We start from the raw sequence: 23,563 nt of genomic DNA on the forward strand, positions 1-23,563 counted from the left end.
GCCGGTGCCGCCGCCCACCTGGGCCCGCACCAGGGGGGCGGGTCCCCCCACCACCCCCCCCCCGGGTCCGCCCAGCGCCCCCCCGGGCCGCCGTGCGCCGTCACACCCCGAGGGGCGTGACGGCGCACGTCAGCGCCGGACGTCAGCGGGCATCGCCGAAGGTCCACACGGCGCGGGCGCCCGGGCCGACCACGAGGGTCGAGCGGCCGAGGCGCTCCTCGTGGCGGGCCACCGGGTGGTTGAGGGACATCTCCACCCGGCGCAGCCCGGCGTCCTCGCGGGCCACGGAGTCCAGGCGGATGGTGGTGCCGCCGCCCTCGGCCACGACGGAGCCGCCGGGCAGCTCCCGGACGGCGAACCCGCCGGCACGCAGCAGCGGCACGGTGTTGGCGAGGTCGCGGGCGGTGATCCCGAGGCGGACGGAGGTCACGTCCCGCATCAGGTGGTCGCGGTAGTCGTCGGAGAGGTAGCGCTCGCGGCCGACGTCACCGGCGTGGCTCGCCGGTTCGGTCCTGCCGCGCGGGTCGGCGAAGTACTCGGGCCGGTACTCCATGCCCCAGGCGCCGAAGCCGTCGTACTGCTCGGAGGTGAAGACGGCGTCGAACCACGGCACCGGGACGCCGTCGCCGAAGTCGCGGGTCTGGCGGAAGGAGATCGGGTTCGGGACGCCCTGGCCGGGCAGCCGCCCGGTCACCGTGGCGAGGTCACCGGCGCGTTCCACCGAGAGCCCCATGCCGCCGGCGCCGAGGACGCCGTCCTGGCCGGGGACGTCACCGACCCCGAAGAGTTCGAGGTAGGTCTCGCGGCCCATCAGGTACCGGCCGGTCCACTTCTCCCCGTTCGCGCCGGTCGTGGTGCGGACCTGGAAGTTGGCGAACCGCGGCAGGTAGGTGGACTGTTCGATCGCATCCGCCGTCTCGCGGTCCAGGACCCCGTAGGCGTGGTTGTAGAAGAGCAGTTGACGGCCGCCGGACGAGCCGTTCCCGTCGGCCCAGGCGACGCCGGTGGCGCCCCCGGCCAGTCCGGTCAGGGCCACGGCGAGGACCATGAATACGTGTAACGCGCGACGCAGAGACATGCCGTGAGCGTAGATCGGGAAGCCCGCGTTCGGGTCCCGTTCGAAGGATTCGGGCCACGATCGGCGTGGCGGGAAACCGTCGGCCCGCCCCGGGGGGAGGCGGGGGAGGACCGACGGCACCCGCTACCGCGCTCACCGCACGTCGGGCTCCGGTGCCCGGCCGAGGGCGCGGATCGCGGGTACGGACAGCATCACCGCGATGCAGACGATGCCCACCACCGAGGAGAAGAGCAGCACGCGGTCGGCGCCGAAGGATTCGGCGGCCGGGCCCGCCAGCGCCCGGCCCAGCGGGATGACCATGATGGATCCGGCCACGTCGTAGGCCGAGACCCGGCTGAGCACGGCCAACGGGATGTGGGACTGCACGGTGGTCGCCCACATGACGCCCCAGAAGGCGAACCCGCAGCCGGCCAGCACACCGGTGAGCGCCGTGGCGGTGAAGGACCAACCCAGGGCGGGCGCGAGCGGGTTCAGCGAGAAGAAGAACATCGCGCAGGCCCCCGCGACCAGCGGGCGGGCGGGCCGCACCCGCATCCCGAGCAGGCCGCCGATGATCGTCCCGGCGCCGTCGGCGGAGGCGATCCAGCCGTAGCCGCTCGCCCCGTGCTGTTCGGTGAGCAGGGCCGCGCCGAGCGGCAGCGCCGGGCCGAAGACGAAGAGCCCGTAGACCGCCCAGACGGCGATGACCCCCCAGAGCCAGGAACGCGACCGGAACTCGTGCCACCCCGTGACCAGCCTGCGCGACATCGGCTCGTCGCTCTCGTCCCGGGCGGTGCCGAGCTTGCGCAACGGCGTCAGTCCGAGCGCACTGAGCGCGTAGAAGGCGGCGATCACCACGAAGGATCCCGCCACGTCCCAGTAGGCCACGAGGAGACCGGCCACGCCGGGGCCGAGCAGCGTGCAGATCGCCTCGGAGATCCGCAGCAGCGCGTTGGCCCGCTGGATGTCCTCGGCGACCTGGGGGACCAGGCTCGCCAGACCGGGCTGGAACATCGCGGTCGCCGCGCCGCTCAGCGCCAGCAGCGCCATCACCTGCCACAGCCGTACGTGGTCCCCGGCCAGCAGCGCCGCGAGGGCGAGCATGGCCAACATCCGCACCACGTCGGCGCCGACCATCATCACCTGCGGGGTGAACTTGTCGGCCAGTACGCCGCCGAAGAGCACCAGCAGCACGATCGGGGCCATCCACGCGGCCAGCGCGTAGCCCACGCCGCTCGCCCCGTACCCCGCGCCCAGCACGGCGGTCGTGAGCGACACCATCAGCATGCCGTCGGCCAACAGCGAGGTGCTGCGGGCCGTGAAGAACAGGCGGAAGCGGTTCGACCGCCAGGGGCTGGGGAGCGGGACCCGCTCCGGCCGGACGGTTACCTCATCCATCGTCATGTGACATCCGCCGTTCCCGGCCGTTCCCTTCCGTGAGGATCTGCTGCTGGAGCCACGCGCCGCTCAGGTCGGCCCGCGCCGGCGGGTCCTTCACGATCACGTAGCGGTGGGGCGCCAGGACCCCCGGACGGCCCGGGAGCACGTCCATCAGCGCGGCGTGCGCCGCCGCCGGCGTCAACGGCTCGCCGCCGGCGGCGATGAAGGCGGTGAGGCCCGGGTCCGGCGCTCCGGGGGCGTCCGCGGTGGCGGAGGTGTCCGACGTGCCCGCGCCGTCCGAGACGACGTGCACGGGGAGGCCGCCCAGGGCCTCGCCCAGCGCCCGCGCCACGGCGGGCGGCGAGACCCAGGAGCCGTCCACCAGCTCCCAGTCCGGGCCGCGTTCGACGGGGCGGACCCCCGTCACCTCGGTGAGCGCGGCGAGCGGCACGTCCTCGGTCGCGGCCGCCTCCAGCAGCCGGACGAGACCGGTGAGGAAGCCCTCCGCCTCGTCCCCGTCGAAGAGCCCGGGGTCGGCCCACATCGCGATGTGGAGCACGGGGTCCGTCTGGTGCGCGAAGGCCAGCACCCGGGTCGGGAGCACCTGCTCCGGGCCCCAGCTGAGCTCCGGCTCCGCCGCGTCGTCGCCCTCGCCCTCGCTCCCGCCCTCGGCGGCGACGGCGGACGCCGACGTGGACGGCAGGTTGCTCACGTCGTTGAAGACCACGTCGCGCGCGAAGTGGCTGCCGCGCTCGGCGGTGACCCGGCCGATCATCTCCCACAGGAGGACCGAGTCGAACCGGCTGTGCCGGTAGGCGTTGAGCGCCGCCCCCCAGGCCTTGCGCAGGAGCGCGTCGAAGGACGGGGCCGTGACGTCGAGCGAGAGCAGCGCGTCCTGGGACACGGTGTTCACCGAGCGGGCCAGCCGGGGCAGGAACCGGTTGGAGGTCGGCACCGCGGCGACGCAGGTGCGCTGACCCGCGCGGTGGGCGATGAGCGCGCACCACGCCGTGAGCAGCACGGTCGAGGGGAGGCTGCCGGTGCGCTCCACCACGCGGGCCAGCGCCCGCGCGCCGCGCGGGGACCGGAGGGTGAGCTGGGACATGCGCACGTCGACGCCCTCGGCGCGCGGCTCCGCGAACATGGCCTGGGGCCCGGTGCGCAGGATCTCCTCCCAATAGCGCAGGGAGGCCTGGGACTTGCGCAGCCCCTTCGGGGTGGCCTCCTCGGCGGCGAGGTCGAGCGGGGTGAAGGCCGTCACGGGCTCCAGCGACCCGCCCGCCAGTACGGTGAGCCACTCCTCCCGCAGGACGGCGAGGGCGCTGCCGTCCGCCACGGCGTGGCTGGACACCAGGGCCACGAAGGCCGGCGCGCCGCGCTCGCAGACGAGGGAGATCCGCAGCGGGAAGTCCCGGTCCAGGGCGTAGCGTTCGGCGCGGGCCCGGCGGGCCAGCGTATCGGCGTACCGCGCCGGCTGGGCGGGGAGTTCGTCGTGGTCGAGCACGGTGACCGTGAACTCGCCCTCGGGAGCGACCATTTGTTCGGCCTGCGCGCCGTGCGGGGTGGCCGGGAAGGTGGTGCGCAGCGCCTCGTGCCGTACGACCAGCGCGCGCAGCGCGTCGATCGCCGTGTCCAGGTCGGTCCCCTCGGGCACCGGCCACACGTCGTGGATGTTGATGTGCGCCGGGTCGTCCCGCAGGATGCAGCGGATCATGTTGGCCTGGCCCATGGTGACGGGGCCCCGGCGCTCCGCGCCGCCCGCGTACGCGACGGTGACCGTGCTCGTACGGATGCCCGCCGGCCGGTCGACGGGCGCGAGGCCCTCGGCCGCGCACGCCCGGACCAGGGGCTCCCACGCGTCGATGAGGAGCGCGAACTCCCGTATGTCCGCGTGGGCTTCGTCCAACAGCCCGTCGCGGCGGGCGGCGAGCGCGTCCGCGACGGCCTCGTAGCGGCCGCCCAGCTTGCGGTAGGAGCGGTCGAGGACGTCGAGCCGTTCGGCGTTCTCCGTGCGGACCGCGTCCGCCAGCGTGCTCTCGCGCACCACCCCGGCGACGGCGGCCGCGCGGACCAGGCCCGCGGCGTCGAGGAGGCCGTCCGCGGTCGCCGCCATCCGGGCGTACACGGCGTTCAGGTAGCCGGTGGACAGCAGGTACTTCGCGAACCGCTCCTGGTAGGCGAGGAATCCGGCATCGCCGCGGCGCTCGTCGGTGTGGTAGTTGACGATGTGCCGGTTGTGCAGGACGCCCGGGAGCCGGGCGTCGTCGACCAGGTGGATGAGGAAGTAGTCGCTGCCGATGGTGTCCGTGGCGGGCGGCAGGGGCACCCGGCCGTAGACCGCGCGGTCGAGGGCGATGTTGCACATGTCCACGCGCATCGGGCTGACGTGGGTGAGCGTGGTGTGGTCGGTGGTGAAGGGGGTGGTCCCGGCGCCGCGGAAGGACTGCGCGATCAGGTTCTTGCGCCAGATCTCCGCCAACCCGGCCGGTACCGAAAGGCCGATGACGTCGTCGTAGACCGCGGGGTCGAGCCGCTGGATGTCGGCCACGTCCACGGACATCTCGCCGACGAAGGAGGCGCCGACCATGGCCACCGGCCGGTCCGCCGCCGCGGGGGTCAGTCTGCTCCGGGACATCAGCCCCGCCACCTCGGAGGCGGGCCGGCCCAGGGAGGTCAGTTCGTGGTGCAGGGGGAAGACCGGTTCCCCGTCGAGGTACTGGTAGCGGCTGTCGGAGTCCCGGCGGTGCACCGACGCGCAGCCCAGGGCCTCCGCGATCAGGAAGGCCCGGTTGGTGCAGGCGCCGTAGGACACGCCGGACGGCAGCATCAGGTCGAGCACCCGGTCCGCTTCGGCGATGCCGGAGCGGGCGATCGCCCGGCGCAGGAAGTCCCGCTGCGCGTCCTCGTCGAGGTGGTGGACCACCACGCCGGGCACCGCGGGCAGCGCCCGTACGGCCTCGCGGTGCTCGGCGAGCACCGCGGCGTCGGAGGAGTCCAGGATCAGCAGGTGCACCTCGACGCCGAAGTGGCGTGCGCCGTGGGCGGCCTCCGCGCCGATCGACGCGATGGCCTCGGTGCAGGAGCGGTTGGTGGGAAGGGTCAGGCAGACACGGCGCACGAGGACTCCTCGCTCTGCCCGGCGACCGCGTCGGTGTTGGTCTCGGTGTCGGCGACCGTGTCGGTGTCGGCGACCGTGTCGGCGTCGGCGTCGGCGTCCGTCCACGAGGTGAGTCCGAGGAGGCGGCTGCCGAGCGGATTCAAGGTGGCCGTGGGGTAGCGCTCGGACTCGTGCCGCACCGGGTCGCCGACCAGGGTGCGGTTCCAGCGCGGGGTGCGCAGGTGGCGCCAGGAGTCGACGCGGGAACGGCGCAGCCGCTCGTGCTCCTCCAGCGCGGGCATCATCGACAGGTACTGGACCGCCCGCGCCCCGTCCTTCGAGGTGTTGCGCGCGACGCCGTGGGCGAGGAGGCCGTTCCAGATCAGCAGGTCGCCGGGGTGCAGTTCGGGCCGCACGACGGGGAAATCGGTGCGGTCCACGTCGGGGCGCAGCGGGTCGCGCTCGGCCGGCTGGTCGATCTTCCATTCCTCGAACTGCCGGAACAGTTCCGGGTCGCACTGGAATCCGCCCAGCTCGGCGCTGGTGTCGTTGAGGGCGATGATGCCCTGTACGCGCTGCGGGGGCACGCCGAGGGTGGTGTCGATGTCCCAGTGCAGCTCGATGTCGAAGCCCCGGTCGGTGGGGTCGATCAGCGCGCGGTCGCGGTTCTTGACGTTGGGCGGGTTGAGGTTGAGCCGGTCCAGGGTGACCCACAGCTCCTCGCAGTCCCAGACGTCGACGAAGGCGTCGTACACCCGCTGGGACTGGCGGCTGTCCCAGAGCAACTGGTGGTGGTAGGCCTCCACGAAGCCGTAGACGTGCAGTTGCTGGTCCAACTCGGAGCGGAAGGGGCGGTCCTCGTGCCAGGTGTCCGGCCGGTCCGGGTCGAGTCCCTGGAACTCCCAGGTGAAGTCGAGCAGGCGGCGCGCCTGCGGGGCCGGTATCGCCTCGCGGACGATGACGTAGCCGTAGGTCTGCCAGTGGGCGAAGTCCGCTTCGGACAGCACCCGCAGTGGTCGCGACTTGGTCAGCTCCCGCAAGGTGGTCTGGGCCAGGTAGGACTCGCCGTCCGCGCTGAAGTAGGGGCGGTCCGAGGGCGCTCGATGCAGCTTGGGGCGGGGACGGCGGGGGCGACTGTCGGGGGCAGGTGTCGTCATGTTCAGCAGGATTGGTTTAGACCATAGCTGCTGTCAAGGGGCGTCTCAATATGCTGATTGCGATACTTTCGGTCCCGAAACGCCCCTGCCGACGATGATCGCCGGTATGACGACTTTGGTCTAGACAATGCCCGAGTGGCTGGCTTAGGGTCCTGGTAACGCAGCTCCTGTCCTTGACGGAGCGTCAGCCGCCTTCCTCGCTGTGCCGAGGCCAACGGCGGCCGTGTGCACGGCCGTTCGCACCGATGCGAACGCGCCGCCACCACCTTTCGTTTCGCCCATCCGGCCAACACCCTTGACGACTGTTCATCCACGCCCAGAGGGAGCGGATCTCATGAGCACACCCAGCATCACCGCCTTGCCGGACGGCGGTCTGAAGAACCCCGGTCCGGGGCTGATCACGCTGGACCCGGTCCACACCGCCCTGCTGCGCGGTCTGGACGAGCTGCTCACCGGGCTGGCCGCACGGCTCGCCGCCCCCGAGGTGATGGGGCCGCCGCTGCTCGCCGCCGAGGGCCTGGCCCGCCTCGACTACTTCCGCAACTTCCCCCATCTCGGCGTCTCCGCCGGCCGCTTCGCCCCGGAGGCCTTCGACGGGCTGGCGGCCGGCGAAGCGCCCGGCGAGCTCCCCCTGCGGCCGACCGGCCACCTGTTGCCGTCCGCCACCTGCTACGGCCTGCTGCTCTCCCTGGAAGGCCGGGACGTCGGCGAGGACGGGCTGCGGCTCTCCGCGACCGGCCGTTGCTTCCGCAACGAGACCCACTACGACGGGCTGCGCCGCCTCTGGGGCTTCCACATGCGTGAGGTCCTGTACCTCGGTACGAAGTCGGGGGCGGTGGAACACCTGGAGCAGGGCGCCGAGTTCATCCAGGAACTGGCCGCAATCCTCGGGCTGGAGCTGACCCGGGCCGTGGCCGACGACCCCTTCTACGACAAGGGCGGCTCCCGGGCCCGGCTCATGGCGCTGGATCCGGTCAAGCACGAGTTCAGCGCACCCGACGGCACCGCCATCGCATCCGTGAACCGGCACCGCAACTTCTTCGGCGAGCGGCTCGACATCCGCGCGGGCTCGCACGGACCGGCGTACAGCGGCTGCGTCGCCTTCGGCGTCGAGCGCTGGGTGCACGCGATGGTCCTCGCCCACGGCACCCCCGAGCGGGCGCTGGACCGACTGCGCGACGCCCGCGCCTGAGCGGCCCCGCCGCCGACCACCCACCGTGATCAGCAAGGAGAACCCCCGTCCCATGGAACGCATCACCGCGTGGCTGCACGAGAAGAACCCCGGTCTCCAGGGCGAGATCGAGGCCGACGAGGACCTCATCGAGGCCCGTCTCATCGACTCGATGGACTTCCTGGAGTTCATCGACCTGCTGGAGGAGATCTCCGACGCCACCATCGACCTCCAGCAGGTCACCATCGACGACTTCCGTACGCTCGCCCGCGTCCGGGAGCGCTTCCTGAGCGGCGCCGCACTGGCCGACGCCGCCGCCTCGGCCGGCTGACCGACCGCATGGCCGGGGACGACCGCACGGCCGTGGCCGTGGTGGCCACCACCGGCGAGGTGTTGGCCCACCCGGATCTGCACGAGGGCCTGTTGGCGCCGTGGGAACGGCGCCGGCTGGCCCCCATCCGGGTGCCGGCCCGCCGCGACGACGTGTTGGCGGCCCGGCTGCTGGTGCGCCTGTGCATCGCCCGGTTCACCGGGCTCGCGCCGCGGGCATCGGCCCCGGCCCAGTACTGCGCCGAGTGCGCGCGATCGGGGCACGGGCGCCCGTACCTGCCCGGCCGCCCCGACGTCGGCGTCAGCCTGAGCCACGCGGACGGGGTGGTCGCGGCCGCCGTCGGCCCGGGCGCGGTCGGCATCGACGTGGAACCCGCGACGCGCCGCCCGGGCCCGCTGTCGGTGTGGGGCCGGCTGCTGCCCGCGGCCGAGCTGCGCCGGGCCGCGGCCCTGCCCGACCCCGGCCCGGAGCTGCTGCGGCTGTGGGTGCGCCGGGAGGCCCTCTTCAAGGCGGGCCGGGAGCGGGCGGACGTACGGCTCCTGGAGTGGACGGACCACCGGCGCGCGGCCGTGGTCACGGTGGCCAGCACCGCCCCGGCCAACCCCTTCTCCGCCACCCCCTTCTCCGCCGGCCCCTGACCACGACCGGACGCCGAAGGGCCTACGCGCCGACGTCCCGCTGGCGGAAGTCGTCCAGCGTCTCGCGCCGGACGAGCAGCCGGGCGGTGCCCCCGTGCACCCCGATGACCGCGGGACGGCCGACGAGGTTGTAGCCGGAGGCCATCGACAGCTGGTACGCGCCCGCCACCGGTACGGCGAGCAGGTCGCCGGGGTGGACGTCCCCCGGCAGTTCCACGTCGGCCGCGAGCACGTCCCCGGCCTCGCAGTGGCGGCCGACGACGGTCGCCGTGCACGGTGGCGCCGTCGCCGTCCGGCCGATCAGTCGGGGCGCGTAGCGCACCCCGTACAGGGCCGGCCGCGGGTTGTCGCTCATGCCCCCGTCGACCGCGACGAACACCGTGGCGCCCGTGCGCTTGACCGCGAGCACCCGGTAGAGGACCACCCCGGCCGGTCCGACGACGGCCCGCCCCGGCTCGACGGCGAGGCGCGGCACGGCCAGGCCCGCCGCCGCGCAGCCCGCCACGAGCTCCGCGCGCATCCTGCGGGCGAGCGCGGTGAGGTCCAGGGCGGGATCGCCCGGCCGGTAGGCGACGGCGTGTCCGCCGCCCATGTCCAGCTCGGGCAGCACCACCCCGTGCGCGTCCCGGACGCGGGCCATCAGGCCCACCATGCGGCGCAGCGCCACCAGGTAGGGCTTCACGTCGGAGATCTGCGAGCCGATGTGGCAGTGCAGACCGGTCAGTTCGAGCTGCGGCTGGCCGAGGATCCGGGCGATCGCGTGCTGCGCGCCGCCATCGGTGAGGGACAGGCCGAACTTCTGGTCGTCCGTACCGGTACGGATCTTGTCGTGGCCGCCCGCGGAGACGCCCGGCACCACCCGCACCATGACCTTCTGGCGCCCCTCGGGGCCTACGGCCGCCGCGATCCGGGCGATCTCGGACGGACCGTCGATGACGATCCGCCCCACGCCGAGCCGCAGCGCCGCCTCCAGGTCGCGGGGCGCCTTGGCGTTGCCGTGCAGCACGATCCGCTCGGCCGGGAAGCCGGCGGTGACGGCGAGTTCCAGCTCCCCGGCGGAGCACACGTCCAGGCCCAGCCCCTCCTCGGACACCCAGCGCACCATCGCGCGGGAGAGGAAGGCCTTGGCGGCGTAGAGCACGTCGGCGTCGGGGAAGGCGTCCCGGTAGGTACGACAGCGCCCGCGCACCTCGCCCTCGTCCAGCACGTACGCCGGGGTGTCGAACCGGTCGGCGATCTCGCCGAGCGGGACCCCGCCGACGGCCAGGCCGCCGTGGGGGAGCGGGGTCGTGGAGGCGGGCCAGACGGACAGTTCGTCGGCGCCGGCCGGCATCTCGGGGAGGACGGTGATGGTCATGGAGCGACTCCTCTCAGGCGGTCCGGGCCGTGGTCCCGGGCGCCTGCGGCGCCACGGGCGTCCTGGGTGCCGGATCCGGTCGCCGTTCGCCGGCCGCCGCATCGCCGCCCGCGCCCGTGGCCGCCACCGGGGCGGCGGTGAGCGTCGGGTCGAGCGTCAGCAGGGACGCGCCCAGCGGTTCGGCCATCGACCGCAGCGCGCTCTCGGAGAGCCGGATCCAGGGCTGGGACGCGCCGAGCGTGGCGGCCAGCCGGTCGGCGCTGGTGAAGCCGACGGCGGTGCGCGTGCCGAGCGGGGTGCGGAACAGCCGCACCACCAGGTGCGTCCCGCCGGGCCGGGCGGGTACGTAGAGGGGCCGGGCCGGGACCTGTTCCTCGGGCTCGGGGTCGTCGGCGTACTGGATTCCACACATGGGGCCCTCCCGGCCTCGCACGAACGACGGTTCACGTCCGGGCCGCGGGGAGGCGGCCCGGACGAGGCTTCGAAGCTATCCCCGCGGCCGTGCGTCCCGTCCCCCCTCATGACGCGACCCATACGGTGACGGGCCGGGTCCTGACGGGTCACTGACGGCCCTGGCCCTCCCGCGTCAGGGACCCGTACGGGTTACGGGCCACCGCGTCAGGAAGGCGTCAGTGACCGCCCCCGCCCCCTGCCCGGGCCCTTCCATGGGACGGGTGGACGCAGCAGTGGACGCTGCAGTGGACGAGGGAGAGGAACGAGGCCGTGCGGAGAGTCGTGGTCGGGGCGACGGGAACCCCGGGGAGCCTGGCGGCGTTGCACCGGGCCGTCGCGGAGGCCCGCGTGCGCGGCGCCGAGCTGTGGGTGGTCCTCGCCTGGCAATCGCCGGGCGGTGACCTCGCCGGCCGCGGCCAGGGGACCACGCAGGTCCTGGCGGCCTGCCGGACCGCGGCCGTCGAGCGGCTGCGGGAGGTGCTCGACACCGCTTTCGGCGCCGCACCGCCGGGGGTCCCCCTGGCCGGCGTCGCGGTCCGGGGGACACCGGGGGCGGCCCTCGTGGACACCGCGCGCGGCCCGGAGGACCTCCTCGTGGTGGGCACGGGCTCGCGCGCCCCGCTGCGCCGGCTCCTGCGGCCCTCGGTGTCCCGCTACTGCCTGGCCCACGCCGCCTGCGCGGTGCTCGCGGTGCCGCCCTCCCCGCTCCAGGCGGAGCTGGAATCCGTCCACCGCCGCAACCTGTGGCGGATCCCGCTGGACCCGCGGGAGCTGACCACCTGAGCTGACCACCTGAGCGGCCGCGGACGAGGTTGTCCACAGGTTCGGGCGGGCGGAGCCGGGTGTCCGCGGGTGCCGCTAGGCTTCACGGATGGCCCTTCCGGACGCTTCCCCCGAGATCTCCGATGCTCTGCAGGTACTGCACCGCGTCTTCGGATACAGCTCTTTCCGCGGTGCGCAACAGGAGATCATCGAGCAGGTCGTCGGCGGCGGTGACGCCCTCGTCCTGATGCCGACCGGCGGCGGCAAGTCGCTCTGCTACCAGATCCCGGCGCTCGTCAGAGAGGGCACGGGCGTGGTGATCTCCCCGCTCATCGCGCTGATGCAGGACCAGGTCAACGCGCTCACCGCGCTCGGGGTGCGGGCCGGGTTCCTCAATTCCACCCAGGACTTCGAGGAGCGCCAGGCCGTCGAGCGGGCCTTCCTCGCCGACGAGCTGGACCTGCTCTACCTGGCCCCCGAGCGGCTGCGCACCGAGGGCACGCAGCGGCTGCTGGACCGGGGCAAGGTCTCGCTCTTCGCGATCGACGAAGCGCACTGCGTCGCCCAGTGGGGCCACGACTTCCGGCCCGACTACCTCGCGCTGTCCATGCTGCACGAGCGCTGGCCCAAGGTGCCGCGGGTCGCGCTGACCGCGACGGCCACCGCGGCCACGCACGCCGAGATCGTGGCGCGGCTCGGCCTGGAGGACGCCCGGCACTTCGTCGCCAGCTTCGACCGGCCGAACATCCAGTACCGCATCGCCCCGAAGAACAACCCGCAGAAGCAGCTGCTGGAGCTGATCCGGAGCGAGCACGCCGGGGACGCCGGGGTCGTCTACTGCCTCTCGCGGGCCTCCGTGGAGAAGACCGCGGCGTTCCTCGTGGAGCAGGGCATCGACGCCGTGGCCTACCACGCCGGCATGGACGCCCGGGCGCGGGCGGCGAACCAGTCGCGCTTCCTGCGGGAGGACGGCATCGTGGTGGTCGCCACCATCGCCTTCGGCATGGGCATCGACAAGCCGGACGTGCGCTTCGTGGCCCACCTCGACCTGCCGAAGTCGGTCGAGGGCTACTACCAGGAGACCGGCCGCGCCGGGCGCGACGGCGAGCCCGCCACGGCATGGCTGGCGTACGGCCTGCAGGACGTGGTCCAGCAGCGCAAGCTCATCGAGGGCTCCGAGGGCGACGACGCCCGGCGCCGCTCCCTGGGCATGCACCTGGACGCCATGCTGGCGCTGTGCGAGACGGTCGAGTGCCGTCGCACGCGGCTGCTGGCGTACTTCGGGCAGTCGGGCGAGGCGTGCGGCAACTGCGACACCTGCCTGACGCCCGCCGAGTCCTGGGACGGGACGGTCGCGGCGCAGAAGCTGCTGTCCACGGTGTGGCGGCTGGCGAAGGAGCGCCGCCAGAAGTTCGGCGCCGGCCAGATCATCGACATCCTGCAGGGCAAGAAGACGGCCAAGGTCATCCAGTTCGACCACGACGCCCTCTCGGTGTTCGGCATCGGGTCGGACCTGAGCACCGCGGAGTGGCGCGGGGTCGTGCGCCAGCTGCTGGCGGCGCGGCTGCTGTCGGTGGAGGGCGAGTACGGGACGCTCGTGCTGGCGCCGGACAGCGGTGAGGTGCTGGGCGGGCGCCGCACCGTCCCGATGCGCAAGGAGAAGGCGGTCGCCGCCGCGGCCCGCAAGGAGTCCGGGTCCCGCTCCGGCAAGGGCGCGCGCGTACCGGTCGACCTGCCCGCGGCCGCCGAGCCGGTCTTCCTGGCCCTGCGCAGCTGGCGGGCCGCGACGGCGCGCGAGCAGGGCGTACCGGCGTACGTCGTCTTCCACGACGCGACGCTGCGCGAGATCGCGACCCGACTGCCCACCTCCGCAGAGGAGTTGGGCACCATCGGCGGCATCGGCGAGGCGAAGCTCACCAAGTACGCCGAGGGTGTCCTCGACACCCTCGCGCAGTGCGCCGCCACCGGGCCGACCGCTCCCGACCCCGCCGCTCCCGCTCCCGCTTCCGCCGCTCCCGCTCCCGCTTCCGCCGCTCCCGCTGCCGCCGCCGCGCCGCCGGCCGCGCGGTCGGCCTTCGACGCCGACGCGCCGCCCTCGGACGACGACGAGCCGCCGGCCGACCTGGACGAGATGGATCCCTGGGACGACTGGGAATAGGGGGCGCGTCGAGGCCGGAGGGCGTCGGAGCGCATCGGGGGTGGTCGGAGGAAGTCGGAGGAGGATCGTGGCAGGGCCGCAGGGAGCGGAGCGTGACCTCGCCGGGTACGCGGCATCGTTGATGGACGCGTGCGCGACGGGCCGCCGCCTGACCCGCGACGAGCTGGAGTCGCGCCGGGCGGAGGGGGAGCGCGCGGCGGAGGACGGGATCCCGCTGCGCGGTCTCATACGCGCGCACCTGGCCGCGGCCCAGGCCGTGCGCCCCCTCCCCGCGTCCGGCCCGCTTCTGGCGGCCGTCGAGCAGGCCGTGGACGCCTTCGTCGAAGGGTACGAACGCGCCCAGCACCAGGCCGTGCGCCAACAGGAGGCGGCCCGCCGGGAGTTCATCGACGACCTGCTCTACGGCGGCAGCGACCTGGGCCGGCTGGCGGAGCGCGCCGACCGCTTCGGGTTGCGGCTGTCGCAGTCCCACGCCGTCGCCGTGGCGGCGGGCCCGGAGCCGTACGGCGACGGCTACCCGGTGGCCCGCGGCATCGAGTCCGCGGTCCTGGCCCGCTTCCCGGGCCGGCAGATCCTGCTGACCACGAAGGACGGCCGGCTGATCTGCGTGGCCCCGGGGGACCAGCCGGACGTCCTCGCCCACTTCGCCGAGCGGGCGCACACGGTCACCCACGGCGGCCGGGTCGCGATCGGCCGCACGCACCCCGGCCCGGGCGGGGTCGTCCACTCCTACCAAGAGGCGCTGAACGCGCTCGACCTCGCCCTGCGGATGGGCCTCGACGGACCGGTGCTGCACGCGGTCGACCTGCTCGTCTTCCCGGTGCTCACCCGCGACCGGCAGGCCATGGCCGACCTCGTCGAGAGCGTCCTCGGCCCGCTGCGCGCGGCCCGGGGCGGCGCCCGGCCGCTGCTCGACACCCTCACCGCGTTCTTCGACAGCGGCTGCGTCTCGACGGAGGCGGCCCGTCGCCTCTCGCTCAGCCCGCGGGCGCTCACGTACCGGTTGGAGCGCATCCACACGTTGACCGGGGCCGACCCGGCGGACCCGCTGAGCCGCTACACGCTCCAGACCGCGGTGATCGGCGCCCGACTGCTGGCCTGGCCGGACCCCGGGGACGGCTGACGGCGCCCTCGCCCCGCCCCTGGGTCCCCGAGCGGTTCCCGTCGGGTCCCGAGCTGCCGCCGGTATGCGTTAAAGAAGCGTAAAGATTGCCGAAGGTGGGCAATGTGCTGCGTCCTTCCCGGCTGACACCATGCCCTTGTCCGGCGCGAACGCACTCCGGGCGGGGAGGCGCGCATGAGCTTGTTTCTTGGTCTCGGCATCACGGGGATCGCCCTGCTGGCCTTCTCCCTCATCTTCGACGGGGTGTTGGAAGGGGTCTTCGACGGGGCGCTCGGCGGCCTGTTCGACGGCTGGCTGTCGCTTCCCGTGGTCGCGGGCTTCGTGTCGATGCTCGGTTTCACGGGGGCGATCGTGCTCGGCGCCACGGGCTTCGGGCCGGGGGTCGCGACCGCCGCCGGCTCCGTCACCGGGGCCGGCGCGGGCTGGGCGGCGTACCGTCTCGGTCGCGCCCTGGTGCGGGGCGGCACCGGGATCGCCCCGCGCCACGACGACCTCGTCGGTTCGACCGGCACCGTGGTCACCGCGATTCCGGCGACCGGCTACGGCGAGGTCATGCTCCGGCTGGCCGGGCAGCCCGTGAAGTACGCGGCCACCGCCGAAGGCCCCTTGGGACACGGCACCGAGGTCTGGGTGACGGCGACGCCGTCCTCCTCCTCGGTCAGTGTCCGCGCCGTCGAGCGCTGAAACCGGCACCTCACCCGTACGTACACCACCGGTCTGCCCCCACGGGGGAGGCAGAGGGGATCCACCATGAGTCCAGTCGTCATCGCGGTCGTGGGAGTCGTCGTACTCCTCGTCCTGCTCGCCCTGGCCGTCGTCACGCGCTACAAGGTCGCCGGCCCCAGTGAGGCGTTCATCATCACGGGCCGCCGCGGCAAGCAGTCCACCGACCCCGAGACGGGCCGGACCTCGACGGACAACACGGGCCAGAAGGTCGTGGTCGGCGGCGGAGTCTTCGTCGTCCCCTTCGTCCAGCAGCGCTACACCCTGGACCTCTCCAGCCGGCACATCCCGATCGCGGTCCGCGGCGCGGTCACGCTGCGCGGCATCAAGGCCAATCTCGAAGGCGTCGCGATCGTCAAGGTCGGCGGCAACGAGGACGCCATCCGGGCCGCGGCCCAGCGCTTCCTCCAGCAGCAGGACGGCATCGTCGGCTTCACCCAGGAAGTGCTCTCCGGAGCCTTGCGCGCGATCGTCGGCCGGATGTCGGTGGAGGACATCATCCGCGACCGCGCCGCCTTCGCCGGGCAGGTCGCCGAGGAGGCGGAGGCCAGCCTGTCCGGGCAGGGCCTGGTCCTGGACGCCTTCCAGATCCAGGACATCACCACCGAGGGCTCCTACCTGGAGGACCTCGGCCGGCCGGAGGCCGCCCGCGCCAAGCAGGAGGCCGACATCGCCGAGGCCAGCTCCCGCCGGGCCGCCGAGCAGGCGCGGCTGAAGGCCGAGGAGGAGATCGCCGTCGCCGAGCGGACGCTGTACCTGCGCCAGGCCGAGATCAAGGCGGAGACCGACGCGGCCGCGGCCCAGGCCAACGCCGCGGGCCCGCTGGCCGAGGCCGACCGGCAGCAGCAGATCCTCGCCGAGCAGGAGAAGGTCGCCGAGCGCCAGGCGGCCCTGACCGACCGCCAGCTCGACACCCAGGTCCGCAAGCCCGCCGACGCCCGCCGCTACGAGGCCGAGCAGGAGGCGGAGGCCAAGCGGGTCGCCCGGGTCAAGCAGGCCGAGGCCGAGCGCCTCGCGGCCATCGCCGCGGCCCAGGGCGAGGCCGAGCGGGCGCGGCTGACCGGTGAGGGCGAGAAGCAGCGCCGCTCCGCCCTCGCCGAGGCGGAGGCCATCGAGGGTGCCAAGCGCGGTGAGGCCGAGCGCGCCCGGCGCGCCGCGATCGCGGAGGCCGTGCGCCTCGAAGGCGACGCGGAGGCCGCGGCCATCGCGGCCAAGGGCGCCGCCGAGGCCGAGGCCATGCAGAAGAAGGCCGACGCCTTCGAGAAGTACGGCGACGCGGCGATGATCCAGATGATGGTCGAGGCGCTCCCGAAGGTCGTGGCCAAGGCCGCCGAGCCGCTCTCCGCCGTCGACAAGATGACCATCATCTCCACCGACGGCGCGAGCAAGCTCTCCCGCACCGTCGCCGACAACGTCGCCCAGGGCATGGAGCTCCTCGGCTCCACCACCGGAATCGACCTGGCCCAGCTGCTGAAGGGCCTCACCGCCCGGCCGGAGGCGGCCCCCGCGCCGACGTCGCCCAACGGGAAGATCGCCATCACGGACTGAGCCGCCGCGGCAACGCCGTACCGGAGTACTCCGCAGTACCCCGGCAGTACCCCGTAGTACCGCAGTGCCGTAGTACCGCAGTGCCGCAGTGCCGGCGCCCGGGTGAGCCGCGTCTCACCCGGGCGCCGGCACTTGTCTATGCAACGAGTTGCACAGCAAGATCGGAGCATGGCGCTCGACCACGCGATTCTCGTCTCCCTGCTGGAGATGCCGGGCTCCGGCTATGACCTGGCCCGGAGGTTCGACCGGTCCATCGGCTACTTCTGGACCGCCACCCACCAGCAGATCTACCGCGTCGTGGGGCGCATGGAAGGCGACGGGCTGCTGACCTCCCGGGAGGTGCCGCAACAGGGCCGCCCGGACAAGAAGGAGTACTCCGTCGCCGCCGCCGGTCGCGCCGCCCTGTCCCAGTGGCTGCACCGGCCGATCGAGCCGGAGAGCCTGCGCCACGACCTCGCCGTGAAGATCCGGGGCGCGGCCTTCGACGACCCGGCCGCGCTGGTCCGCGAGGTCGAACGCCACCACCAGGTGCACGGCGACCGGCTCGCGCGCTACCTCGCGGGGGAGCTGCGCGACTTCACCGGCCCCGAGGCCCCCGCGCCGCTCGACACCGGGCAGGAGCTCCAGCACGTCGTGCTGCGCGGCGGCATCGCCTACGAGCGCATGACGCTCGCCTGGCTCGACGACGTCCTCGCCACGCTCCACCGGCTCGGCGCCGCGCCGCGGTCGTCCTGACGCGGTCCTCCCGGACCCCCGTCCCCCCGTCCTCGCCCGTCCTCCCTCGTCCTCCTCCGAAGGTGAACTCCATGGCCGACTCCCTGCTGTTCAACCCGCGCACCTACGACCCGGCGCACTTCGACCCCGAGACCCGCAGGCTGCTGCGCGCCACCGTCGACTGGTTCGAGGAGCGCGGCAAGCGCCGGCTGATCGAGGACTACCGGTCCCGCGCCTGGCTGGGCGACTTCCTCGCCTTCGCGGCCGAGGAAGGGCTGTTCGCCACCTTCCTCACCCCGGCCGCCGCCGCCGGCAAGCAGGACCAGCGGTGGGACACCGCCCGGATCGCCGCCCTCAACGAGATCCTCGGCTTCTACGGCCTCGACTACTGGTACGCGTGGCAGGTCACCATCCTCGGCCTCGGGCCCGTCTGGCAGAGCGACAACGCCGCCGCCCGCGAGCGCGCCGCCGAACTCCTCGCGCAGGGCGAGGTGTTCGCGTTCGGGCTGTCCGAGCGGACCCACGGCGCCGACATCTACTCGACCGACATGCTGCTGGAGCCCGACGGCAACGGCGGCTTCCTGGCGAGCGGTTCCAAGTACTACATCGGCAACGGCAACGCGGCCGGGCTCGTCTCCGTCTTCGGGCGGCGCACCGACGTCGAGGGCCCGGACGGGTACGTCTTCTTCGCGGCCGACAGCCGTCACGCGGCGTACGAGTTGGTGCAGAACGTCGTCGACTCCTCGAAGTACGTCAGCGAGTTCCGCCTGGCGGGCTACCCGGTGTCCGCGGACGACGTCCTGCACACCGGCCGCGCGGCCTTCGACGCGGCCCTCAACACGGTCAACGTCGGCAAGTTCAACCTCTGCACCGCCTCGATCGGCATCTGCGAACACGCCATGTACGAGGCCGTCACCCACGCGCAGAACCGCATCCTCTACGGCCGTCCCGTCACCGCCTTCCCGCACGTGCGCCGCGAACTGGCCGACGCGTACGTCCGCCTCGTCGGGATGAAGCTCTTCAGCGACCGCGCCGTCGACTACTTCCGTTCGGCCGGGCCCGAGGACCGCCGGTACCTGCTCTTCAACCCGATGACGAAGATGAAGGTGACCACGGAGGGCGAGAAGGTCATCGACCTGATGTGGGACGTCATCGCCGCGAAGGGCTTCGAGAAGGACACCTACTTCGCCGAGGCGGCCGTCGAGATCCGGAGCCTGCCCAAGCTGGAGGGTACGGTCCACGTCAACCTCGCGCTGATCCTCAAGTTCATGCGCAACCACCTGCTGGAGCCGGTCGAGTACCCCGCCGTGCCGACCCGCCTCGACGCGGCCGACGACGACTTCCTCTTCCGGCAGGGCCCGGCCCGGGGCCTGGGCTCCGTGCGCTTCCACGACTGGCGCGCCGCCTTCGAGGGCTACGCCGACGTGCCGAACGTCGCCCGCTTCCGGGAGCAGGCGGACGCCCTGTGCGCCTTCGTCTCCACCGTCGCCCCCGACGAGGCGCAGAGCCGCGACCTCGACTTCCTGCTCTCCGTCGGCCAGCTGTTCGCGCTGGTGGTGTACGGCCAGCTGATCCTGGAGCAGGCCGCCCTGACGGACCTGGACGCCTCCGTCCTCGACGAGCTGTTCTCCGTCCTCGTGCGCGACTTCTCCGGGCACGCCGTCGAACTGCACGGCAAGGACTCCGCCACCGAGGCGCAGCAGGCCTGGGCGCTGGGCGCCGTACGCCGCCCGGTCGTCGACGAGGCCCGCGCGGCCCGGGTCTGGGAGCGGGTGGAGGCGCTGTCCGGGTCCTACGAGATGGCGCAGTGACGCCGTAGCGCCGAGGTGTGGCCCCCGCCCGTGCGCGGGGGCCGTCCCGCCCCGGGTATCTTGTTGCACATCACTTGCAAGAACGATGTATGTGCGAAAGAGGTCGCCGTGGGCGCTCCGGTGGTGCTGGGCATCGAGTCGTCGTGCGACGAGACCGGAGCCGGGATCGTCTCCGGCGGCCGGCTGCTCGCGCACGTCGTGGCATCGAGCATGGACGAGCACGCCCGCTTCGGCGGGGTCGTGCCCGAGATCGCCGCCCGGGCGCACCTCCAGGCGTTCAACCCGGTCGTCCAACAGGCCCTGGACCAGGCGGGGCTGCGGCTCGGCGACATCGACGCCGTCGCGGTCACGACCGGCCCGGGGCTCTCCGGCGCCCTCCAGGTGGGCCTCTCGGGGGCGAAGACCCTCGCGTACGCGGCCGGGGTCCCGCTGTACGGAGTGCACCACCTCGCCGGGCACGTCGCGGCCGACACCCTGGAGCACGGGCCGCTGCCGAACCCGTGCATGGTGCTGATCGTCTCCGGCGGTCACACCTCGCTGCTGCTCGTGCGCGACCTCGTGCGCGACCCGATCCTGCACCTCGGCGACACCGTGGACGACGCGGCGGGGGAGTGCTTCGACAAGGTGGCCCGGGTCTTCGGGCTGCCGTACCCCGGCGGCCCCGCCATCGACCGGGCGGCCCGCGGGGGCAACGGCTGCGCGGTGGCCTTCCCGCGCCCGCTGACGCGGCCGGGGGACGCCCCGTACGCGTTCTCCTTCTCCGGCTTGAAGACCGCGGCCGCCCGCTGGGCGGAGCAGCACCGCCTCCGGGGCGAGGAGATCCCGCTCGCCGACGGCGCCGCCTCGCTCCAGGAGGCCGTCGCGGACGTGTTGACCCGCAAGGCGCTGGCCGCCTGCCGCGAGTACGACGTGCGGACCCTGGTCGTGGTGGGCGGCGTCGCGGCGAACTCGCGGGTGCGGGCCCTGGCCGAGGAGCGCTGCGCGGCCGCCGGCGTCGAACTCCGGGTGCCGCCGCTGACCCTGTGCACCGACAACGGGGCGATGATCGCGGCCGTCGGCGACCTGCTGGTGCGGGCCGGATCCGATCCGGCGCAGCTCGACGTGTCCATCGATCCGTCCGCACCGCTGGAGTACGCCGCCCTGCACCCCGTCGCCCGCCCGTCCGCGCGCGTCGCCTAGGGCGGGTCGGGGCGGGTCAGGGCCGGGCGGGCGATCGTCAGGGCTTTCCGGCCGCCGGCTTCTCGGTGTCGAAGGTGTAGAACTTGCGGTGGTCCAGCATGTCGGCCGGCGTCACGTTGTTCCACGGCCGCATGGTGCCGTGCAGGTCGACCACGTCCGGAGTACGGGTGGCGGGCTGGTAGGCGGACTTCGGGTGCCGGCTCTGCCACTCGGACCACAGCATGTCGATGAAGGCGTGGTGCAGCCAGAACACGGGGTCGTTGGGGGACGCCGCGCTGGCCATGTGGCCGCCCACCCACATGTGCACCCGGTTGTGCAGGTTGGTGCCCCGCCAGCCCTCCAGGTGGTTGCGGAAGCCGTTGGACGTGCTGTTCCAGGGGGCCGTGTCGTACTCCGCCATGTTCAGCACGGCATTGACCTCGTCCTTGGTCGGCAGCTGCTTGCTGCCGCCGAGCGCGCGCCGCAGGTAGGTGCGCCGGTCCACGCCCACGGTGACGGCCCACTTGCCCCCCGAGTAGGCGAAGGGGCCGTCGAGCACCTGGCCGTCGCGGGCCCGGACGGTGCCCCCGAGGAAGTCGGCGGCCCACAGCGAGGAGCCGGGGGTGCGGTCGACGGTCCAGTCCCAGTAGGGGATCGAGACCTTCGGGTCCACCTTCTGGAGCTCCGCCTCGAAGTCGAGCAGGAAGCGGCGGTGCCAGGGCAGGAAGGAGGGGGAGCGGTGGCCCACCCGTGCGCCGAAGTCGCTGTCGCCCATCAGGAAGGCGTTGTGGGCGCTGACGTAGCGGTCGTAGACGCCCTTGCGCTTGAGTTCGAGCAGCGCGTTGGTGAAGGCGCGCTTCTCGTCGGCGGTGAGCTTGGCCTGGTTCTTGCGGACGGTCATGCCGGATCTCCGTTGGCGCCGAGCGGGACGAGGATCGCGCCCTGGAGGTCGCGGACGGCGGCGCGGGCCGCCGTGAGGGGGTCGGGGAACGTCTCGTAGTGGTTGACCACGGTGATCCAGCTCCCGTCGGCATTGGGCATCAGGTGCAGCTCGACGCCGTCGACGCGGACGCTGGGCATGGCGGGCAGGTGGTGTCCACCGGTGTGGTGGCCCGAGGTGTCGAGCGATATCTGTATGCGGCGGCCCTCGAACACCTCGTCGACGGGCGTGATGGCTTTGGCGGCGCCCGAGGCGCCCGAGGCGCCCGGGGCGCCGGAAGCGGCCGCGCCGCCGGCCGGGACGACGGCCGGCTTGCTGGACGACGAGGACGAGCAGGCGCTCGTCAGCCCGATGGCGGTGGCTGCGCCGGCCGACATGCTCAGGGCCTGCCGGCGGGTGATCTTCTTCATGGCTCGAAGAAGTATCAGAAGGGCGCGGTCAGTTGAGCGGCGGCCCCGGCTGTCACGGACGGCTTCCCGCTCAAGGCAAGGCTACTTTCGGTCGATTTACCTCCTTCTTGGACGCGGTGCGCAGTAACGATTCGGCGGGTGGCCGGTGTTCGGCGGCCTCACGGTGGTGCGGCGCGGTGGTGCGGCGCGGTCGCACCCGCCGGCCCCGCCCGGCATCCGGGTGGACCTCTCGTGTCGCCCGGGTGATCGGCTCCGCGCGCCAGGCATGTCGCCCACCTGTGCGATACCCGCTGTGGCTTTGTGTGCGCCATGACCTCACCCCGCCCCTCGCGCCGCACCCGTCTCCTCGCGCTGTGCGTCGCCGCCGTGGCCGCCCTGCCCCTCACGGCCGCCTCCGCCACCGCCGTGACCGCCGCACCCCCCACCGCCGTACGCGCCCCCGCGGACGGCGACGGGCCGGAGGTGCTCCGCGCGCGCACCGTCCCCCTCGACCTCGCGGACTTCCGGGCCCTGTGCACCCCCGCACCCTTCGGCGCGCCCCGCAGCTGGAGCTTCTCCTTCTTCGGCGACGTGCACGTCACCGCCGTCGAGGACGGCACCGACGACGACCAGGGTTCGCGCACCTGGTCCGGACACGTCGCGGGCAATCCGCAGTCCAGCGTGATCGTCTCCCTGCGCGGCGTGTGCACCCCCGAGGGCACGCGCTCCGCCGCGCCCGTCGCCAAGGTCGTCGCCGACCTGGGGGACCGCGTCTACCGCCTGGAGACCCGCCCCGGTCACCCCGTGCACGCCCGGATCACCGAGGAGGACCCGAACAAGCGGCCGCGGCGCGCCCCCGACGCGCTGGCGGTCGACCCGGCCGCCCGCAACGCCCCGCGCACCTCCCTCTCCGGCCGCGCCGCGGCCGCCACGACGAACCCCGTCGTCATCGACGTCGTCGCCGGCTTCACGCAGCTCGCGATCGACCGGGCGGGCGGCGAGCAGCAGGTGATCAACACCATCAACTGGGCCGAGCGCAAGATGAACGAGGCCCTCGCCGACAGCGGCGTCGCGGCCAGCATCGACATCATCGGCACCTACAACACCAACTACCGGGGCGAGAACGAGTCCGCCCTGATGTGGCGGAAGCTGAGCAACTCCCAGGACCAGGAGCTCGGCGCCACCGCGGCGGAGGTGCGCCGCCGCTACGGAGTCGACCTCGTCACCGTGGTCAACAGCGTCCCCGGCCGCTCCTCCGGCCAGGGCAGCCTGCCCGTGCGCGGCAACTTCAACGACAGCCTGGCCTTCTCCGTCGTCGACTTCGACTCGCTCACCGGCTGGTACAACCTCGGCCACGAGATCGGCCACAACCTCGGCCTCTTCCACGACCGCCGCACCCTCAACCAGCAGGTTCCCGACGGGAGTTGGATCAACGACCTGAACACCCCCTACGGCACCGGCTGGATCTCGCCCGACGAGCAGCACACCTCGCTCATGGCGTTATCGGTAAGTGCGGCTATTGGGACTTGCGGAATGCTTGTCGGCGGGAGAGCTCAGCGGCGTAGCCAGCTCGTGTGGCGCCTGCCTCCTTGGTCC

Annotated in this window: 20 protein-coding genes; 12 read left to right on the plus strand and 8 right to left on the minus strand. The window is 73.3% G+C overall.

Annotation, left to right across the window (positions count from 1 at the left end; genetic code table 11):
- Positions 1–142: 142 nt before the first annotated feature.
- The 4 genes from ACIQWR_RS38135 to ACIQWR_RS38150 form a co-directional block, all read right to left on the minus strand.
- Positions 143–1,078 carry a DUF5829 family protein gene (locus tag ACIQWR_RS38135; RefSeq protein WP_404019699.1) on the minus strand — a complete coding sequence of 312 codons (936 nt, stop codon included), beginning with the start codon at positions 1,076–1,078 and terminating at the stop codon, positions 143–145.
- Positions 1,079–1,210: 132 nt separating this feature from the next.
- Positions 1,211–2,461: an MFS transporter gene (locus ACIQWR_RS38140; RefSeq protein ID WP_404019702.1), complete on the minus strand. Its 1,251-nt coding sequence runs from the start codon at positions 2,459–2,461 to the stop codon at positions 1,211–1,213.
- Positions 2,448–5,555 (minus strand): DUF6271 family protein, encoded by a 3,108-nt coding sequence (locus ACIQWR_RS38145; protein WP_404019705.1) that lies wholly within the window; start codon positions 5,553–5,555, stop codon positions 2,448–2,450. The genes ACIQWR_RS38140 and ACIQWR_RS38145 overlap by 14 nt, the downstream gene beginning before the upstream one ends.
- A complete protein-coding gene (locus ACIQWR_RS38150) occupies positions 5,537–6,691 on the minus strand; it encodes a phytanoyl-CoA dioxygenase family protein (RefSeq protein WP_404019708.1) in 1,155 nt (384 codons plus the stop codon). The genes ACIQWR_RS38145 and ACIQWR_RS38150 overlap by 19 nt, the downstream gene beginning before the upstream one ends.
- Positions 6,692–7,025: 334 nt before the next feature.
- On the opposite strand from ACIQWR_RS38150, the gene ACIQWR_RS38155 reads away from it, so the two are divergent.
- From ACIQWR_RS38155 to ACIQWR_RS38165, 3 genes are read left to right on the plus strand one after another with little or no spacing between them, the layout of a single operon-like run.
- Complete coding sequence (locus ACIQWR_RS38155) at positions 7,026–7,883, plus strand: aminoacyl--tRNA ligase-related protein (RefSeq protein ID WP_404019711.1); 858 nt, start codon at positions 7,026–7,028, stop codon at positions 7,881–7,883.
- 52 nt (positions 7,884–7,935) lie between these two features.
- On the plus strand, positions 7,936–8,193 hold the full coding sequence (locus tag ACIQWR_RS38160; RefSeq protein ID WP_404019714.1) for an acyl carrier protein: 258 nt from the start codon (positions 7,936–7,938) through the stop codon (positions 8,191–8,193).
- 8 nt (positions 8,194–8,201) lie between these two features.
- Complete coding sequence (locus ACIQWR_RS38165) at positions 8,202–8,831, plus strand: 4'-phosphopantetheinyl transferase family protein (RefSeq protein WP_404019716.1); 630 nt, start codon at positions 8,202–8,204, stop codon at positions 8,829–8,831.
- A gap of 22 nt (positions 8,832–8,853) precedes the next feature.
- Here ACIQWR_RS38165 and lysA read toward each other — a convergent pair whose 3' ends face one another.
- Together lysA and ACIQWR_RS38175 are read right to left on the minus strand one after the other, a co-directional pair.
- Positions 8,854–10,188, minus strand: coding sequence for a diaminopimelate decarboxylase (lysA, locus tag ACIQWR_RS38170; RefSeq protein ID WP_404019719.1), 1,335 nt, complete (start codon positions 10,186–10,188; stop codon positions 8,854–8,856).
- 13 nt (positions 10,189–10,201) lie between these two features.
- Entirely contained in the window at positions 10,202–10,600 is a 399-nt protein-coding gene (locus ACIQWR_RS38175) for an SAV_915 family protein (protein WP_404019721.1), read from the minus strand.
- 311 nt (positions 10,601–10,911) lie between these two features.
- Between ACIQWR_RS38175 and ACIQWR_RS38180 the strand changes: the two genes are divergently transcribed.
- The 8 genes from ACIQWR_RS38180 to tsaD all read left to right on the plus strand — a co-directional run bounded on the left by ACIQWR_RS38180 (position 10,912) and on the right by tsaD (position 20,659).
- Positions 10,912–11,424, plus strand: a complete 513-nt coding sequence (locus ACIQWR_RS38180; RefSeq protein WP_404019724.1) for a universal stress protein — start codon at positions 10,912–10,914, stop codon at positions 11,422–11,424.
- Positions 11,425–11,512: 88 nt separating this feature from the next.
- Positions 11,513–13,561, plus strand: a complete 2,049-nt coding sequence (gene recQ, locus ACIQWR_RS38185) for a DNA helicase RecQ (RefSeq protein WP_404019726.1) — start codon at positions 11,513–11,515, stop codon at positions 13,559–13,561.
- 121 nt (positions 13,562–13,682) lie between these two features.
- Entirely contained in the window at positions 13,683–14,684 is a 1,002-nt protein-coding gene (locus ACIQWR_RS38190; protein ID WP_404019748.1) for a PucR family transcriptional regulator, read from the plus strand.
- A gap of 174 nt (positions 14,685–14,858) precedes the next feature.
- Positions 14,859–15,368, plus strand: coding sequence for a hypothetical protein (locus ACIQWR_RS38195; protein ID WP_404019727.1), 510 nt, complete (start codon positions 14,859–14,861; stop codon positions 15,366–15,368).
- Between the two features lie 66 nt (positions 15,369–15,434).
- Positions 15,435–16,955 (plus strand): flotillin family protein, encoded by a 1,521-nt coding sequence (locus ACIQWR_RS38200; RefSeq protein WP_404019729.1) that lies wholly within the window; start codon positions 15,435–15,437, stop codon positions 16,953–16,955.
- A gap of 168 nt (positions 16,956–17,123) precedes the next feature.
- Complete coding sequence (locus ACIQWR_RS38205) at positions 17,124–17,690, plus strand: PadR family transcriptional regulator (RefSeq protein WP_404019732.1); 567 nt, start codon at positions 17,124–17,126, stop codon at positions 17,688–17,690.
- 71 nt (positions 17,691–17,761) lie between these two features.
- Positions 17,762–19,480, plus strand: coding sequence for an acyl-CoA dehydrogenase family protein (locus ACIQWR_RS38210; RefSeq protein ID WP_404019735.1), 1,719 nt, complete (start codon positions 17,762–17,764; stop codon positions 19,478–19,480).
- Positions 19,481–19,600: 120 nt separating this feature from the next.
- Positions 19,601–20,659 (plus strand): tRNA (adenosine(37)-N6)-threonylcarbamoyltransferase complex transferase subunit TsaD, encoded by a 1,059-nt coding sequence (gene tsaD / locus ACIQWR_RS38215; RefSeq protein WP_399259064.1) that lies wholly within the window; start codon positions 19,601–19,603, stop codon positions 20,657–20,659.
- Between the two features lie 37 nt (positions 20,660–20,696).
- Here tsaD and ACIQWR_RS38220 read toward each other — a convergent pair whose 3' ends face one another.
- Together ACIQWR_RS38220 and ACIQWR_RS38225 are read right to left on the minus strand one after the other, a co-directional pair.
- The gene (locus tag ACIQWR_RS38220) at positions 20,697–21,539 is read right to left on the minus strand and encodes a tyrosinase family protein (protein ID WP_404019737.1); all 843 of its coding nucleotides are present in this window, start codon (positions 21,537–21,539) and stop codon (positions 20,697–20,699) included.
- On the minus strand, positions 21,536–21,988 hold the full coding sequence (locus tag ACIQWR_RS38225; RefSeq protein ID WP_404019739.1) for a tyrosinase family oxidase copper chaperone: 453 nt from the start codon (positions 21,986–21,988) through the stop codon (positions 21,536–21,538). The genes ACIQWR_RS38220 and ACIQWR_RS38225 overlap by 4 nt, the downstream gene beginning before the upstream one ends.
- A gap of 309 nt (positions 21,989–22,297) precedes the next feature.
- On the opposite strand from ACIQWR_RS38225, the gene ACIQWR_RS38230 reads away from it, so the two are divergent.
- Positions 22,298–23,563: zinc-dependent metalloprotease family protein (locus ACIQWR_RS38230; protein ID WP_404019742.1), on the plus strand; the 1,266-nt coding region annotated here is incomplete at its 3' end.

It is taken from the genome of Streptomyces sp. NPDC098789, from assembly GCF_044759975.1.
Lineage (GTDB): Bacteria > Actinomycetota > Actinomycetes > Streptomycetales > Streptomycetaceae > Streptomyces.

What these genes read in the sequence shown, in the direction of transcription:
- ACIQWR_RS38135 (WP_404019699.1), bottom strand. Translation starts at nt 1,078, where the DNA reads ATGTCTCTGCGTCGCGCGTTACACGTATTCATGGTCCTCGCCGTGGCC.
- ACIQWR_RS38140 (WP_404019702.1), bottom strand. Translation starts at nt 2,461, where the DNA reads ATGACGATGGATGAGGTAACCGTCCGGCCGGAGCGGGTCCCGCTCCCC.
- ACIQWR_RS38150 (WP_404019708.1), bottom strand. Translation starts at nt 6,691, where the DNA reads ATGACGACACCTGCCCCCGACAGTCGCCCCCGCCGTCCCCGCCCCAAG.
- ACIQWR_RS38155 (WP_404019711.1), top strand. Translation starts at nt 7,026, where the DNA reads ATGAGCACACCCAGCATCACCGCCTTGCCGGACGGCGGTCTGAAGAAC.
- ACIQWR_RS38160 (WP_404019714.1), top strand. Translation starts at nt 7,936, where the DNA reads ATGGAACGCATCACCGCGTGGCTGCACGAGAAGAACCCCGGTCTCCAG.
- ACIQWR_RS38165 (WP_404019716.1), top strand. Translation starts at nt 8,202, where the DNA reads ATGGCCGGGGACGACCGCACGGCCGTGGCCGTGGTGGCCACCACCGGC.
- lysA (WP_404019719.1), bottom strand. Translation starts at nt 10,188, where the DNA reads ATGACCATCACCGTCCTCCCCGAGATGCCGGCCGGCGCCGACGAACTG.
- ACIQWR_RS38175 (WP_404019721.1), bottom strand. Translation starts at nt 10,600, where the DNA reads ATGTGTGGAATCCAGTACGCCGACGACCCCGAGCCCGAGGAACAGGTC.
- recQ (WP_404019726.1), top strand. Translation starts at nt 11,513, where the DNA reads ATGGCCCTTCCGGACGCTTCCCCCGAGATCTCCGATGCTCTGCAGGTA.
- ACIQWR_RS38190 (WP_404019748.1), top strand. Translation starts at nt 13,683, where the DNA reads ATGGACGCGTGCGCGACGGGCCGCCGCCTGACCCGCGACGAGCTGGAG.
- ACIQWR_RS38195 (WP_404019727.1), top strand. Translation starts at nt 14,859, where the DNA reads ATGAGCTTGTTTCTTGGTCTCGGCATCACGGGGATCGCCCTGCTGGCC.
- ACIQWR_RS38200 (WP_404019729.1), top strand. Translation starts at nt 15,435, where the DNA reads ATGAGTCCAGTCGTCATCGCGGTCGTGGGAGTCGTCGTACTCCTCGTC.
- ACIQWR_RS38205 (WP_404019732.1), top strand. Translation starts at nt 17,124, where the DNA reads ATGGCGCTCGACCACGCGATTCTCGTCTCCCTGCTGGAGATGCCGGGC.
- ACIQWR_RS38210 (WP_404019735.1), top strand. Translation starts at nt 17,762, where the DNA reads ATGGCCGACTCCCTGCTGTTCAACCCGCGCACCTACGACCCGGCGCAC.
- ACIQWR_RS38220 (WP_404019737.1), bottom strand. Translation starts at nt 21,539, where the DNA reads ATGACCGTCCGCAAGAACCAGGCCAAGCTCACCGCCGACGAGAAGCGC.
- ACIQWR_RS38225 (WP_404019739.1), bottom strand. Translation starts at nt 21,988, where the DNA reads ATGAAGAAGATCACCCGCCGGCAGGCCCTGAGCATGTCGGCCGGCGCA.